The organism is Myxococcales bacterium, from assembly GCA_012513515.1.
Taxonomy (GTDB): domain Bacteria; phylum UBA10199; class UBA10199; order 2-02-FULL-44-16; family JAAZCA01; genus JAAZCA01.
In genome coordinates, this window is sequence record JAAZCA010000031.1 from 49,476 (window position 1) to 65,623 (window position 16,148).

13 protein-coding genes are annotated in these 16,148 nt (G+C 49.7%); 9 read left to right on the forward strand and 4 right to left on the reverse strand.

The features are described 5' to 3' along the window. Positions 1–61: 61 nt before the first annotated feature. From GX659_07015 to hpnH, 4 genes are all read right to left on the reverse strand, one after another. A complete protein-coding gene (locus GX659_07015) occupies positions 62–319 on the reverse strand; it encodes a GIY-YIG nuclease family protein (GenBank protein NLD28534.1) in 258 nt (85 codons plus the stop codon). After that, entirely contained in the window at positions 316–1,254 is a 939-nt protein-coding gene (locus GX659_07020; protein NLD28535.1) for a hypothetical protein, read from the reverse strand. The genes GX659_07015 and GX659_07020 overlap by 4 nt, the downstream gene beginning before the upstream one ends. After that, the gene (locus GX659_07025) at positions 1,248–1,997 is read right to left on the reverse strand and encodes a hypothetical protein (protein NLD28536.1); all 750 of its coding nucleotides are present in this window, start codon (positions 1,995–1,997) and stop codon (positions 1,248–1,250) included. The genes GX659_07020 and GX659_07025 overlap by 7 nt, the downstream gene beginning before the upstream one ends. Before the next feature lie 209 nt (positions 1,998–2,206). Continuing rightward, a complete protein-coding gene (gene hpnH, locus GX659_07030; GenBank protein NLD28537.1) occupies positions 2,207–3,208 on the reverse strand; it encodes an adenosyl-hopene transferase HpnH in 1,002 nt (333 codons plus the stop codon). 86 nt (positions 3,209–3,294) lie between these two features. Here hpnH and GX659_07035 point away from each other — a divergent pair, with 86 nt between their 5' ends. The 9 genes from GX659_07035 (at position 3,295) to GX659_07075 (ending at position 16,103) form a co-directional block, all read left to right on the forward strand. After that, positions 3,295–3,636 (forward strand): RNHCP domain-containing protein, encoded by a 342-nt coding sequence (locus tag GX659_07035; GenBank protein ID NLD28538.1) that lies wholly within the window; start codon positions 3,295–3,297, stop codon positions 3,634–3,636. Positions 3,637–3,726: 90 nt separating this feature from the next. Next, positions 3,727–4,092, forward strand: a complete 366-nt coding sequence (locus GX659_07040) for a hypothetical protein (GenBank protein NLD28539.1) — start codon at positions 3,727–3,729, stop codon at positions 4,090–4,092. A gap of 147 nt (positions 4,093–4,239) precedes the next feature. Then, positions 4,240–6,789, forward strand: a complete 2,550-nt coding sequence (locus GX659_07045; GenBank protein NLD28540.1) for an AAA family ATPase — start codon at positions 4,240–4,242, stop codon at positions 6,787–6,789. 148 nt (positions 6,790–6,937) lie between these two features. Then, a complete protein-coding gene (locus tag GX659_07050; protein ID NLD28541.1) occupies positions 6,938–8,011 on the forward strand; it encodes a M20/M25/M40 family metallo-hydrolase in 1,074 nt (357 codons plus the stop codon). Between the two features lie 258 nt (positions 8,012–8,269). Continuing rightward, positions 8,270–9,304: a Fic family protein gene (locus GX659_07055; GenBank protein ID NLD28542.1), complete on the forward strand. Its 1,035-nt coding sequence runs from the start codon at positions 8,270–8,272 to the stop codon at positions 9,302–9,304. A gap of 352 nt (positions 9,305–9,656) precedes the next feature. After that, complete coding sequence (locus GX659_07060) at positions 9,657–11,030, forward strand: tryptophanase (GenBank protein ID NLD28543.1); 1,374 nt, start codon at positions 9,657–9,659, stop codon at positions 11,028–11,030. A gap of 338 nt (positions 11,031–11,368) precedes the next feature. Further along, on the forward strand, positions 11,369–11,761 hold the full coding sequence (gene cdd, locus GX659_07065) for a cytidine deaminase (protein NLD28544.1): 393 nt from the start codon (positions 11,369–11,371) through the stop codon (positions 11,759–11,761). Positions 11,762–12,028: 267 nt separating this feature from the next. After that, complete coding sequence (locus GX659_07070; protein ID NLD28545.1) at positions 12,029–13,387, forward strand: hypothetical protein; 1,359 nt, start codon at positions 12,029–12,031, stop codon at positions 13,385–13,387. Positions 13,388–13,424: 37 nt separating this feature from the next. Then, positions 13,425–16,103: a hypothetical protein gene (locus GX659_07075; protein ID NLD28546.1), complete on the forward strand. Its 2,679-nt coding sequence runs from the start codon at positions 13,425–13,427 to the stop codon at positions 16,101–16,103. Positions 16,104–16,148: the final 45 nt, after the last annotated feature.

A 16,148-nucleotide genomic window follows, 5' to 3' on the forward strand; every position in this document is an offset into this window, starting at 1 on the left:
AAAATCAAACGAGCCCTCCCTGTGAGCCTCATGACCAAAGGAATTTTTAATCCCTTCCAGGCTATGATCTCTGCCCGCGCAAAAGGGAAAGCTTTTTATGTCGTTTGAATTTTTTAATTTCGGCCTCGCGCACCATAGCAGCAGATTTGTTCTGCGCCGACTCTACGTGAAGGAGGCGGGCGAAGCCCCTCGCCCTTACATACTTCGCTCCGCGCCCCGCGGCGTGCATCGCGATCCTGCGCTCTATGTCGTTGGTAGCTCCGGTGTAGAGAGTGCCATCGCGACACTCAAGAATATATACCGACCAGGTTTTTTTCATCTCATCAGAAGATCGATAATGTTCGTGCTGATTCGAATATGCGTCCCTTCGCTCTCTATCGATACCCTCTCGAGAAGCGATGCGAGCCTGTGATCACCCGGATTCTCGAGGATTAAAAGCGCCCTAAGCCCCTCGAGCGCATCCTTGAGATTCTTCGCTGCAGTTGCGTCCGCTGCCGAAAGCGTGGCGGTAAGGCGTTTGCCATTCTGGCTTAGAAAATAAAGGAGCGTCCTGCCGCCGTCATCTGCGCCGAAAAATTTTGAAATTTCAGGAGAAAGCCTGAGATAACCGTAGATCACACCAACCGGAAACGAGCCCTCGTCCGAGACATCACGAGGAAGCTTCTTAGAAACTCTTTCGAAGGCCGAAATCGAAGCGACCGCCATGTGAATGTCATCTAGAAACCTGAAGCAATATGATTCATCCACACCATCCTCGCAGAATGTGGAGATCCCGCTTTTTTCGTCCAAAATTTCCGTAAAGGACTCCTCCTCGCCGAGAGCAGCCCTGACATCGGAAACAATCTTCTCCTTTTTGAAATCCCCCTGAATTATGAAGATCGTATTCGAAGGCGAATCTCCGGAAGCGGGAAGGATCGCTGCGGAGAAAAGCCCTACCGAATCCCCCTTGGCCAGAAGCCCTTTGAGAAGATCCGCAGCGGCTCCTCCCTCATTCTGCAGTTTTGAAATTATCGCAGCGCCGATCAGCGGATCTTCGAACAACCTCCAGGCATCCACCGATGCGTAAAAATCACATTCCGCAGGAATCCACCTGGCGACCATTTGAAATTTTTCCGAGGATGGGGATGTGATATCGTAGAGGCGGCTCTTTTCAGATATCGTCGAATCACCCGAAAATTTCAGCGCGTACACGATCGCGGCTGCGAGGAAGAGGATCAAAAGGACTCTAAACGCCATCCTTCCTTTTCTCACCATACATCCCTCCTCTGCCATGAATCGATAAATGCGGCTATCGATTGTCTCGCCTGCATCGCACAGTATTGAAGCCGTGGCATTTTCAAAATTTGCTTTGGATTTTTTACGAGCTTGCCAGCCATCGCCACCGGATCAAGATCACCTGAGTCGGTGACGGCGTCTCCAAACAGAGGAAGGGTCAAATCCAAGGGATCCAAAACGGCGCGCACTATCACAAAAGGCAGAGAATGATCCGCGCAGGCTGCTGCGAGATCGTAGCTCTCCATGTCTATGCCTACCGCCTCGAATTTGGTTCCGGTATATGCCTTATCGTGAGATTCGGAAACGGGCAGCGCAACGGTAACCACCGATCCGGCCTTTCCCCTGATGCCATCCTCATTACATATTTTTATGGCGCTTTCGACGTACCTGGGCTCGAGATCGATCTTCTCCGAACCGCTCTCATCCACAACCCGGTCGGCTATTACGAGATCTCCGGCGGCAAACCTGGGATCTGCCCCCCCGCAATATCCAACATGAAGGCAGAAATCAGGGCGGTGGTTTTCTATGAGGTACGATATCGCCCTGCGCATCGCCTCGCGCCCTATTCCACTTCTGGCGAGTATCACCGGTTTGCCATTATATTTGCCGATTATGATCTGTGCAGGCCTGACATGAATCCGTAAATCCATCTCGATCTTCGATCTGATAGGTCTTATCTCATCATCCATTGCCGCAACGATAGCGAGCCTCTTATTTTCCATCTTCAATATCTAATTCCGTCGAAAGAGGAAGTCAACGCGGCAAAAAACTGCCGTGACTGGTGACTGATGACTCGTAACTGGTGAGCGGTCGGAACCCCGCGGTAGCGGCGGCTTAAATCATGCGGGAATGACATTCATAGTGTCATCCCCGAGTGCTTTAATCGGGAATCCCGTAACAGCCGGCGCTAAAAAGGATTAAGGTAAATGGTTTAAAATAGCGTCCATTTGGCCATGCGAAGGATATCCCCTACGGATTTCATGGAGCTCAGCGCAACGGTGGCCTCGAATCCGCAGTGAGCCATGCAATTGGCACACCGCCTGTCTCTGCCGGGGCCGTAGCGCTCCCAGTCAATATCGTTTATGAAGTCAGAATATCTCTCGTAATGCCTGTCCGTAACGAGGTAACAGGGCGCCTTCCATCCGCATACGTTGTAGGTGACATTTCCCCACGGCGTACACGAATAATCCCGCTTGCCCTGGAGAAAATCGTAGAAGAGTGGAGTATTCCATACGCGCGGGCCTCGCACTACATCATCCAGAGCTTTGAACTTCTCAACTATAGCGGTCCTGTCGAGAAACTGCGACTGATCTTCCACATCCGAATAGTCGAAAGCCGGAGATATGAGCAGGCCGTCAACTCCGAGTGAGCCGAGGTACTTGGCCAGCTGCCTGATTTCTTCGACATCGCTCTGTTTATAGACGGTGGTGTTTGTGCATACAGAAAAACCGGCCTTCTTCGCCGCTACCACCCCCGCCACAGCCTTGTCAAAGGCCCCCTGCTTCTCAACTATCGCGTCGTGGATCTTTGCCGTTCCGTCGATGTGAACGTTTATGTTGAACATTCCGTTCGGACGCAGCGAAGAGATCCTCTTCTCCAGCACCTGCCCGTTGGTGCATAGATAGGCAACCTTTCCTCTGGCGACTATCCCGTCGATGAGCGCAGAGATATCCGGGTATAGTAGGGGCTCTCCGCCGCATACTGAAACCACCGGGGCATCGCACGCATCTATCGCAGCGAAGCACTTCTCCAGCGGAAGCATCTCGGACATATGTTCCCTATACTCGCGAATCCTCCCGCAACCGCTGCATGCAAGATTGCAGGCGTGGAGAGGCTCGAGCATGAGCACGAGAGGAAATTTCTTAACCCCAGCTCTTTTCTGTTTTGAGATATGCTTGGCAACCGCCATCGTCTGTCTTAAAGGGAATCTCATAGGGACGATGCCCTAACATCGCACAGGGTTGGAGTCAACCATCTCAACCATTGACGAGAGTCCGGCGTCGTGACTATCTCAGCCCTATGGAGTTGGAAACGAAGAGATTCAGAATCATCAATGAGGGCTTTATCTGCAACAACTGCGGCGCCAGAGTCCCTCCGACATCCGGCACGACCCCAAGAAATCACTGTCCTTTCTGCCTGTGGTCGAAGCACCTCGACATAAATCCCGGAGACAGGGCAAGCGAATGCCGCGGAATGATGCGCCCGATCGGAATCAACACGGACTCAAAAAAGGAATATGTCATAGTTCACGAATGTGTGAAATGCGGCATAAAAATGAGATCGAAAAGCATACGAAACGACGGAAATGAATCCGATGATTTCGCTGTAATTCTGGAACTCTCGACTCATCCAGTCAAATAGTCCGCTGCTCGAGATTAGATGGTCGAACCTCGAATGCTCCGTAATCAATTGCTATTGCAAGAATTCCCCGCCGGGTGATAAACATTCGGCATGAAAAACGCCGTAGCCCCTTTTCTTCTAAGAACATTGATAGCATCGGCAGCCATATCTGCGATATCGGCCGGAGCGGCTTACATCTTTTTCGATTCATCGGCTGCTCTTTCAATCGCGGCCGGATGGCTCGTCTCGCTTACGTTTGCAGCAGTGCTGTCGATGACCATAAGCAGATCGTTTTGCGGAAAATGCGTTCAAAGCGGAATAGCCATAGCCGGAATCGTGATCATGGCAGGCATAGGAGCCTCGCTGTGGCTCATGATATCGAAGGGATATGCGGACCCCGTTTTTTTTATGGCGGGATTTTCCGCAACCATAATCTCGCTCGCAATTGAAATGATGCGCCTGAAGAGAAAAAAATAAAATTCCTTTGTCATCCCCCGAATGTTTTTATCCTCCGCCTTTGGCGGGGCAGGCGGGAATCCACCAACTGCCGTTCTGGACAAATGGGAATCCATCGCCTAAAATGCCCCGTCTTTAAACAGGTCCAAATCCAACAGGGGGAATGATATGCCTGCCAGAAAAATTCCGGCATCGGAACTGAGATGGAGTCCGCCAAAGTCGATGCTCAATAAGTTCAAAAATCCGCTAAAAATACAGCCCACCGAAGCTATTGTAGGACAGCGAAAGGCCACCGACGCGCTGGACGTGGGGCTCAAGCTCTACAAGAGGGGTTACAACATCTATGTGGCCGGCATAGCTGGCACCGGCAGGATGACGACCATCCGGAGGGCGCTCCAAAAAGTCTGCAAGGAGGCATCATGCCGTCCGGAGGGAAGGATCGTTCCCCCCGACAGATGTTACGTTTACAATTTTATCGATGCGTCGCAGCCGATACTGCTTACCTTCCCGAGGGGTCAGGGGCGCGTCTTCAAAGACGACATAAACGAGTTTATAAGGTTCCTCAGGACGGAGATACCGAAGGTCCTCGAGTCGCAAAACGTCTCTAAAGAACGCGAGATGATCGTGGAGAGGTACCAGCGCCAGGAGAAGAAAATTTTCGAGGAATTCGCTGAAAGCCTGAAGAGGGAAGGCTTCGCCCTCATACAGGTTCAGGAGGGCGGATATATAGCGCCGAGCGTTTTTCCGATCATAGGCAACGAAGCGGTCTCGGTCGATTATCTGGACGTACTCGTCAAAGAGGAAAAGCTGGACGCCGCGGAACGCGACAAGAAGGTGAAGCGACACCGCGAACTGATGGCCGACCTGAAAAGGGTCCTCGCTAGCGCAAAGGGAGTGGGCAAGGAGATGCACCAGTCCCTTGAAAGGCTCGTGGAAAGAGCCGCCTCGACAGTTCTCGACAGCGCCATGGACGACCTTCTCGTCAGATACAAAGATGAAAAGGTGAAAAAATATCTCCTGCGCGTAAAAAATCACATCCTCAAGAATATAGAGAACTTCTCGGGTAAGAAGGAAAATGAAAAACATCAGGAGGGAATACTGGTAATAGGCGGCGGATCGCGCCAGCCGGAGGACCCCTTCTGGTACTATGAAGTCAACCTCCTCTACGACACCTCTTCCGTCCCTTCCGAACATGGTGACGCCCCGATAGTTGAAGAGCATAACCCCAGCTACATAAATCTTTTCGGAGCCATCGAATACAACGTGGGATCGGGAGGATTCTGGAGCACCGACTTTCGGCATATCAAAGCAGGTTCGCTTCTCAGGGCGGACGGCGGATACATAATAGTCAACGCGATGGATCTTCTTCGCAGGCCTCTCGTATGGGATCAGCTCAAGAGGGTGCTCAAGACCGAGCAGCTCTCCATCCAGCAGCCAGAAAGCTATTTTCAGATAGCCCCCCTCACGCTGAAGCCCGAACCGATAGACCTCAGCGTGAAGGTGATCATGATCGGTCCGTCGTGGCTATACAATGTCCTCTACCACTATGAAGAGGATTTCCCAAAAACGTTCAAGGTGCTTTCCGACTTCGGAACTACTATGCCGCTCGATGACAACGCGGCGATCAACTACGCGGCCGTTCTTCGCGCCGTTTGCGAACGCGGCAAAATCAGGCATTTCGACCAGGAAGGGCTGGTCGCCATGCTGGAACACGGAATCGAGGAGGCAGGACAGCGCGACCGCATATCGACGCGCTTCGCGTATATCACCGACGTCCTTCGCGAAGCGGATTTCTTCGCATCGCAAGATGGAAAATCTAAGATAGGCAGAAAGCACGTCGAACAGGCGATAGACAGCAAGAGGGATCGTCACAGCCTGACCGAAGAGAGAGTACAGCGCATGATAGACGAGGGAGTGCTATTGATAGACTGCAAGGGAAAACGCGTAGGTCAGGTCAACGGTCTTTCGGTCTATCAGATGGGGCATGTCTCATTCGGAAAGCCGTCGCGCGTAACCGCAACCACTTCGGTTGGAACGGGCGGTATAGTAAACGTAGAGCGCGAAGCGAAGTTATCCGGGCCAATACACGACAAGGGAGTCCTTATCATCAATGGATATCTCCGCCAGAAATATGCGCAGCGCGAACCGCTAAACCTTTCCGCATCGATCTGTTTCGAACAGTCCTACGGCGGCGTGGACGGCGACTCGGCATCTTCAACTGAAATATACGCGATCCTCTCATCGCTTTCCGGACTTCCCATAAGGCAGGATATCGCCGTAACGGGATCCGTGAATCAGCTCGGCGACATTCAGCCGATCGGCGGAGCCAATGAAAAAATAGAGGGGTTCTTCGACGTCTGCAAGGCCAAGGGGCTTACCGGCAAACAGGGCGTGATGATTCCGGCGCAGAACGAAAGGCATCTGATGCTGAGGCGCGATATCGTCACAGCGGTCAAGAAGGGAAAGTTTCACATCTATTCGATAAGGGATATAGACGAAGGGCTTGAACTTCTCCTCGGAAAATCGGCCGGCAAGATGCGCTCAGACGGCAGCTATCCTCCCGAGACGGTTCACGGCATGGTGGCCAAGCGCATCGCTAAGATGAACGAAGTTCTCGCCACGATGGGAGGCGGCAAGGCCCCGGGCAAAAACAGCGAGAAGAAAGACACTGAAAAGAAAAATAAAGCGAAGAAAAAAACCAAAAAGCGCGGCAGGTAAATTGTTAGAACGGGATTCCCGCCTAAAGCATGCGGGAATGACTGCGCACTGAAAGGTTGTCATCCTCGAGTAGTGAGAAGGTTGTCATCCCCGAATGATTTTATCGGGGATCCAGCAACAACCGCAACATGCGAAAGGTAAAAATATCATGCAAAAATTCAACAAGACCCTTCTTGAAGAGATCCTGTCGCTCCCCACAATGAGTTTCCATGAAACCGCAGTGGCGACATTCGTAAGAATCTATTCTGCAGCGATAGGCCTTAAAGTCGATGAAGATCGCTTCGGCAATATACTTGTCAAATACAAGGGCGGTTCGGGAAGGCCGGTTACATTCACAGCGCACATGGACCATCCCGGATTCGAAATCGTATCCTCATCAGGAAAGAAGGGGACCGCCGCCCTGTGGGGGCGCGTCGACGTAAAGTTCTTTTCAGGATCAAGCGTAGCGATCCATACGGAGAGAGCTAAGATCAAGGGGAAGATTGGAAAGCTCATCAAATCCAAAAAATATTTTGGCAAGCCATGCTTCGAAATCTCATCGGATGAAGAATTTTCGGAAGGCGATTTCGGGCATTACGATCTCCCCGGTTTCAAACAGAAGAAAGATATCCTCCATGCCAGAGCGGCGGACAACCTCGCCAGCGTAGCAGCGATATTGGAACTCATGACGAGGCTGGTCGCCAAAAAATCCAAGTCGAATGTCTGCGGCCTCTTTACGCGTGCGGAGGAAGCCGGCTTCATCGGCGCCTTCGGTGCCATCGAGGCCGGAACAGTTTCCGCTAAGGATCCCATAATAGTCATGGAATGCAGCTCCGCGCCCGGAGGCAAGGTCGATATCGGCGGAGGGCCTGTAATCAGGTCCGGCGATGCCCAGAGTTCCTACGACCCCGCGGTTGAGGCGTGGCTGATCGACTGTGCAGCCTCGGCAAAATCCAGATCGAAGGGATTCAAAAGCCAACGGGCGCTTCTAAAAGGCGGCCGCTGCGAAGCATGCGTATATGTTGCGGAAGGCTTCCCTGTCGGCGGGCTGGCGCTGGCACTTGGCAACTATCACAACCACGGCCCGAAGGGATACGCTGCGGAATACATCTCGGCATGCGACTATGAAAACATGATTTTACTCATGGAAGAGGTCGCCGCATCCCCGATGCCCAAGAATATCTTCAAGAAAAAACTCGCCCCGCTATGGAAAAATTACAGGGATCTGAAAAAGAAATTATAAACATTTTAAAATTATTTAATACTGCATCTTGATTCTTAATCTTCATCTTTATCTTTATCTTAATCCTGATTCTGATCTTAATAACGATATTTTCGAATATAAGTTAGTTTTACAAATGCTGATCAAAGATCAGCGATCAGGATTCGCCCCCTCCCGCAACAACCGTGACTGGTGACTCGTATTAAAATTTGCTCGACCATCCGGCAGTATTGGTAAGCACATTTACAATCGTCTAACTATCGTCTATAATTAGACTATATGTTACAGCCCAAGTATAGCGTTTCTGATAAATTACTTAATAATATCAAGACTATAGCAGTGATATGCTCAGAGCTTAATAATCAGGCATTTGCCAAAACAATACTATCTAGTTTTGAGGCAAAGGCTAATTCCCTCTCTGCATATTCATCCACGAGCATTGAAGGAAATCCAATCCCCCTTACGGATGTCAAAAGACTTATTAAATCAAAACCGGAAAAGATCAGAGATACCGAGCGGGAGGTGCTGAACTATAACAGCGCCTTTGAATACCTTAAAAATGAAATTGCTGGCGGTCAAATATCCATAAGTGAAAAACTGATCTGCACTATCCAAAAGAAAATTACCGAAGGGCTGATCGAAAAGCACAGATGTGGAAAATTCAGAACTGAACCTGTTTTCGTAAACGACCCCAGAACGGGAAAGCCGGCATATCTCCCTCCCGACCATCAAGATGTTGGCAAGCTGATGAAAGAATTATTAGATTTTGTAAAGCAAAAGCGTGGCAAGATCGATGCGCTCATTCTGGCCGGAATTTTTCACAAGGAATTTGTGATCATTCATCCGTTTGTAGATGGTAATGGTAGAACTGCAAGACTAATCACAAAAGCACTTCTTGCAGATATGGGGTTGAACACATTCAATCTCTTCAGCTTCGAAAATTATTACAACAGAAATGTCACCAAATATTTTGTAAAGGTTGGAGCGCTTGGTAACTTTTACGATATTGGAAACGACCTTGATCTTACAGAATGGCTGGAATATTTTACCGATGGAATAATAGATGAGTTGTTGCGCGTTAAAAAGGAGCTCTCTGCCGAAACTATTTCACCTAAAACCAAACTATTTCCCCATCACAACAAGATTCTCGATTTTATAGATCGCAACGGATTCATAACGGATAGGGACTATTCAAAGCTGACCAAGCGTGCAAAGGCAACCAGAGCTTTGGATTTTAAAAAGTTGATGGAACTTGGACTTATTAAACGCTTTGGCAAAGGACGAGCGATTCATTACAAGAAAAAGACAAGATGAAGCCGGGCGTTTTTTTGCCTGTGTCGAGATTGCGTGGCCCCCACATATCTTCAAGAAAAAACTCGCCCCGCTATGGAAAAATTACAGGGATCTGAAAAAGAAATTATAAACATTTTAAAATTATTTAATACTGCATCTTGATTCTTAATCTTCATCTTCGTCTTTATCTTAATCTTGATTCTTAATCTTAATCTTGATTTTGTTGTACTTAAATATGATGGTGAGATTCCTTCGTTTTTAAGCTTTGATTATAATGAGGAATGAGTTTGGTAAAAAAATGTTATAAATAGATAAAGTGTTTGCCCCGCGCCCGTGCGGCTGATATAGCGCTGCGAGACAGTCAGGAGGATTTATGGTCAGAAAAGTCGTCCCATATAAGATCAAGATCGTAGAGCCGATAGCGCTGCTATCCCGCGAGGATCGCGAGGCAAAGATTTCCGAGGCAGGGCTCAACATTTTTCGCCTCAGATCTAAGCACGTCTACATAGACCTTCTCACCGATTCGGGAACCGGCGCGCTCAGTCAGGAGCAGCTTTCACAGATGATGATAGGGGATGAATCGTATGCTGGATCCGAGTCCTTCTTCAGGCTGGAGAAGGCGATCCGCGACATCATGCATCTTCCTTACGTGATCCCGGTCCATCAGGGGCGTGCGGCAGAACAGGTTCTTGATTTCACTCTTGTAAGGGAAGGGCAGGTCGTCCCCGGCAACACGCATTTCGACACGACCAAGGCGCATATCGAATTCCGCGGAGGGCGAACTATAGATTGCACTATCGCGGAGGGGCGCGATTCGACGGTGATGTATCCGTTCAAGGGGAATATAGATATGAATCTCCTCGAGCATGCGTACAAAAAGTATGGCCGTGAAAAGATATCGTATGTTCTCATAACGGTCACGTGCAATTCCGGCGGGGGGCAGCCGGTCTCGATGGAAAATATCAGGCAGGTTTCGAGCTTCTGCGCCGAGAAAGGGCTGCGCCTCTTCTTTGACGCCGCGCGTTTCGCGGAAAACGCCTATTTCATACAGCAGCGCGAACCGGGCTACGCCGACAAATCTATAAAGGGAATCGTGCGCGAGATGTTTTCATATGTCGAAGGATGTACGATGTCGGCGAAGAAGGACGGCCTCGTTCCGATCGGCGGTTTCCTCGCCCTGCGCGATGAGAAACTCTATGAAGAGATGAAGCCCACGGACATCCTCTTCGAGGGTTTCTACACCTACGGCGGAATGAGCGGCATGAACATGGATGCGATGGCGCAGGGGCTTTGCGAGGTCGTAGAGGAAAGTTATCTAGCGCACCGCATAGGTCAGACATCATATCTCGGCGAAGAGCTTACTAAGAGGGACGTTCCGATAGTGAGGCCTGTCGGAGGTCACGCTGTATTTATCGATGGGAGAAGATTTTTCCCGAACGTTCCAGAAAGCGAATTTCCCGCGCAGCTTCTCGTTGTGGAGCTATATCGCGAAGGCGGAGTGAGGGCGGTAGAGGTCGGCTCATGCCTCGCTGGTCGCGATCCCGATAGCGGAGATAACATCCGTCCAGCCCTTGATCTATGCAGACTTACGATCCCGAGGCGCGTTTACACCGAGGAGCATTTCGATTACGTAGCCGACGTCGTTGACGAGGTTTTCAAGAAACAGCGAAGCAGAAAGCGCGGCCTCGGATTCGATGTGGAGACCAAGGGAATTCGCCACTTCACGTCGACGTTTAAGGAGTTGTAAATCAACGTATCTTATAATTACTCAGTGATGATTGCGAATATAATCTTTTTAAAATCCTAAATTGTCGTCGCCGCGACGGGAAAATCCCGTTCCAACCGTTCACCACTCACCAGTCACGGTCGTTGCTGGATCCCCGATTACACCATTCGGGGATGACACTATGAATGTCATTCCCGCGGCATTAAGCCGCCGCTACCGCGGGGTTCCAACCGCTCACCAGTCACCAGTCGCGAGTTACGGCAGTCCCCACTTGCGCCTTACATGGTATAGTTATAATGATAGCGCAGCATGCTATTATCCGTTGGCGCATGAGATGCACCTCAACCGGGGAGGATTCAATGTCAATGACCGACAAAGAGCTCATAAAAATCGCGACGGAGGCGAGAAAAAAGGCGTATGCGCCGTACTCAAAATTCAAGGTGGGAGCGGCACTTCTTTGTAGCGATGGCCGGGTTTTTACCGGCTGCAACGTCGAAAATGCCACGTATGGCGCCACCTGCTGCGCCGAGCGCACCGCCATATTCAAGGCCGTCTCGGAAGGGGCGCGCGAATTCCTTAAAATAGCGGTGGTGACAGGGAGTTCGCATATCGATTCGCCGTGCGGGATATGCCGGCAGGTCCTTTTTGAATTCACCCCCGACCTCAGGGTCATAATGGCAAATACTAAAGGAAAATCAGCAGGTTACACCATTAAAAAGCTCCTCCCCGCCGCATTTTCACTGAAAAAATAGCCCCCTCCTCGGGGGAGACAAGCCGTTTGTGCCCCCGGAGCATACCGGGGTGAAATACGCCGCCAAAAATTTTCTCAAAAATTGGCATTTTTTTTAGCAACTAAACCACAGAGGGATCGATAACACTGCGGTATAGCGCTTTTGGATAAAGCGCTGAAGGGAAAGAAAGTTCGCAACAAATAATTTTTTCGGACGATAAAACTAGTGGATGGGCATGGGGGCTTTATCCGTGCAAATCCTCTTCAACGGACGGCAAAAGGAGGCACAATGTTAGCAGGTTCACAAAGATGCGAATTCAGGTCACAACTATGGCTCGATAGCGATTCATTTAAAACGATGATGGAGGTCCTAAAGGCTGACTGCGAAATAGATTCGAAGAGGTGCGTCGAGACGGAAGGATTCAAACTAGACAACACGAGCGAGCCCTCCGAAGGTGGATGCAGGCGCCAGGTAAAAAGGGGCGCAGAGTTTGAAGATGTCTTCCGGAAAGTAGTCGATGGCAGACTAATTTTAGGTCGTATACTCCCGGCCACCCTGCTGTGGAACGCTATGCAAGCCATGGACGTCTGTAAATGGGGAAGCCGCGCCGGATATCTCTTCGCCGCCGGGACGGAGCTCATAAGAGGGCTTAGGGAAAGCTTCGATCTAGGCAAGGCCGACATCAAATATGACGAATCATTCAAACTAATAAAAGACCTGGGAGACAACCCAGTGAAAGCTCTCGTTGAAGCCAAGGCCGAGTTAAAAGCTGACATCGAAAGCACGCAAATAACCACCAGTGCGAAAGCTGGAAAGCAAACGCAACTTGACACGCTCAAAAGCCACGAAGAGGACTTGGCGGTTACGTATGCGCGCGCCTCAATCGCTTTCATCAGGGATAACGCCGCCAAATCCGACCATCTTGAAATGCTTATAAATCTGGGGATGGATGAAGAGACAGCGATGGTCCTCTACTCGCTCGCTCCGGCCTATAGAGAAGATGGAGAAACGAAGCTAGACGAACTGTGCGTAAGTGTCGCAGTCGAAAAACTCGTTGAAAATAAGTCGATCAGCAGAAGCTGGGGAGATGTAATAATCGCATTCAAGAAGATCGTCGACATCAGCGCCGCAATTCAAAAGGCATCCGAAAGTGAAGATGTAAAAAAAATCGATAGTGCATTTGTCGCCGCAACTGCCGCCAGACAGCCTACGAAAGAGATGATTCAAGGATGGCTCACTAAAAGAATGCAGGCGATAAGGACCGCGATTGGTGAAGATGGGGCATCGAAGCTCGTTACCTCTTATGAGGAAGCCGTAAATCTCCTGACGGATCTCGTACAGATCACGACGGCCCAGAGCGCCCTTGTGAATTCCTTAACCCCCTTGCTGACAGAACTTAATCGGTACGTGGCGCTTTTACAATCCGCCACGCAGCCCGACACCAAATCCGACCCTAAAAAGTCCGAACGAGTAAAAAAGGTACCCCCTAGAGTCATCAGAACAAAAAGCTCTGGCGGTAAAGCTAGCAGAACCTCTTCTAAGACAAATTATGAAGCAATCTGCCGTTCTACCATTGTGCAACGCGCCCAAGACGCTGGTCTGCGCGCTGCTTACGCCAAAGCCGTAAAAGAGGGGAAATGTAAGTAAGTAGTTGTAGGATAAATTCCTTTAATAGGAGGCTAAAATGTTTTCTGCCGGTGACGATAGATATAAACTTGGGCTTACCCCGATACAAACAGCGATTGTCGATGCCATTGCACCGGCGTTTTGTCCGGTACAAAAGTTTGACAACAACCCTGTGAAAAAAGACGATTGCGACCTTCTGCTTGCGAAGGTGCTGGCGGATTCAACCGCGGCTCTCCAGGACGACGAGGCAAAAAACAGGTTCACCGCCGAGATATTCCTCCCTGCAGCGCAGACAGTAGGGCACCAGTGCCAAGAACAAAAAGCAAAGAGAATGGTAGGAGATGAGAGACAATGCTCACTCGACTCCTACAGGGATGAAAAAAAACCTAGGGTTCAAATTTTAACATCGAGAGATAGCGGTCTTTTAGAGATGCCCTTCATCCCATACCTAAGAGAGGCAGCTGCAGGAAGAGTGTCAGGAATCTTAAACGCACCGTCAGCCGGCTCCACACGTACAGTAGCTATGTTAACCGCCCCTCTGCCCAATGCAGAGTTTTCAAATTTTCTAAAAGAGCTCAGGGATAACGGAATGGTAAGGCTCGCCCGCGAGGCAATGCGCCTATTTAACGACGCGGCAGAGCGCGAGGGTTTCAACCGGTCAAAGATCGACCCCCTAGTTGATTCTATAATAGAGCTCGTAAAAGCGTTCTCAGATCATGTTCCGAGTTCATCAGATAAAGATCATGCAATCGATGCCGCACATGAGGCGCTTTCGAAGACTATCATCTATAAATTCGAAGAGGACGGAAGAGGTGATTTTCGTACCCTCCCCGAAAGTGTGTGGGGAGCCGGGAGTAAACTGACGGAAAAGGATGCTTTGAGAAAACTCTTCACAAATGCAATTCCGCGTTATCTCGCAAATAAAACAGCCCCGGCATACGCTGATAAAGATGTCACCAAAGCTCTGGGCGAACTCGGCGACGCGATGCTGAGTGCGATCCAAAAGAGCGCTGAAAAAGATCCCGCAAAGCTAGTCGTAAAAGAGGTGAAGACCGACGGAAGTGGGAAACCGACCGAGGTGATCTTTATGGATGGAGCCGAAGCCGCCAAAGCTCTGGCTGCTTCAGGTCTGGAAGATACGGACGGCAGGGCGCTTCCAAAAAGGCTCATCCAAGGGCTAGGCGCAGGATGGAATGAGATAGCGCTTGAGCCCCTGAAGGAACTTTGGAGGGCCGCCTACCTCAAGAACGCAAAACTTGCCAAGATCGGCACCCCCGAGCGCGAACGCGCAATAGACTCGATGATAGAGCAGCTAGAAGGTGCGAGCCCGGTTGGAATCAAAAGCGCGGTTGTGGAAGATGTTAAGAGAGACGGCACAGTCGTTCTGGGAAATCTCCCAGAAAAGAAATTCGCGGATAGATACCTCAATTATCTTTCAACGCTCGAAGGCGATATGTACATGGCCTTCTACGACAAGATAACCGAACTCCACAGGGAGGCCGTGAATAGCGCCGATTTCAAAGCCAAAAAATTTACGGAAGATGACGTAGCATCGGCGATAGAACGCTCTCTGAGGGATGCGATATCCGGCGGTAAACCTAAAGGATTGAGCACCTTTGGACTGCTGCATTATGCGGGGCTTGATAAGAACAAGAAGCCGAGTTTTGCAGCAAAGACGGATGATAAAGGTAGGTTTGGAGGAGAAGCTTCAGTCGTAACATATTTCGACAGCGGTCGTGCCATACTGCAGGGAAGGTTGAGCGCAGATGTCAGGGCATGGGATATAAATCCGAATTGGTCGCTTTCTGTTCACGGTGGGGTGGCATACGGAGAGAGGCCTGGCTATTTTACCAGAGAGCTCAATCGCCCAACAAGCAATCCACAAGGGGTGAAGGATAACTCTCTCGTAACCGGCATAAACTTGTCGGTTGATGGAAAGGTTATGGTAGGCAAGGAAGGCGAGAAGCGGCCTCTCGGCATGTCGATTGTTGCCGGTATTGTTGAAGACGGCAATGATTTTCGAAACAGGATAGTTTTCCCAAGTTATACCCTGTCCATTCCGTTTGGTAAAAAGGATGAGACGGGTAGTGGCTCTGTAAGTCTTGGGGCCTCCATTGGCAAATATTTAGATATAAACACTAACTCCAATACGCAAGATCAATGGAATCTTAATGAGTCGTTTTTTCTTGGCGGATCAGCAGGTGTAAAATGGCTGATGAATAAAGCGTGGAAAGCTAATTTGGGTCTATCGCTACAGTATGATCATACTCTTAACGGAAGCGCCGCAAAGCTTTTACAGGGATTATTTGAACTTTCTGCTCAGCTCCCTGGAACCGGCCTCGCAGGCGCCTTTAAGATGATATATTCAGGAAGCTACTCTGAAAATAATTGGCATTATCTGAGCTTTAGAATTCCGATTGAGTTCATGTTCCCACTGCCAGAGGGATGGGAAATAGGTCCCCAAGTTATCTACAGGACCGATTTGTTTAGTACAGGATTCGATAAAACAAACGACTCCAATTATACATTAGATTCAGCTGCAAACGGCGGCACGATACCGAGTTCAATAGTCACCGATCCTTCCAATGGAAAGTTTATTCATATTTTAAATCCGCAATTGTGCATTAAACATGATGGAACCGTTGTCGGCGCTAGAGTTTGCATGGGATATGCCTGTGCCATGCAGAATCCTTACATTAACCATTTTGGAACGTTTAATGGTGCACTAACTTGGTAACGGGGTTGATGGTATTAGTCCATACTAAAGAGCTTTGGATAGAGA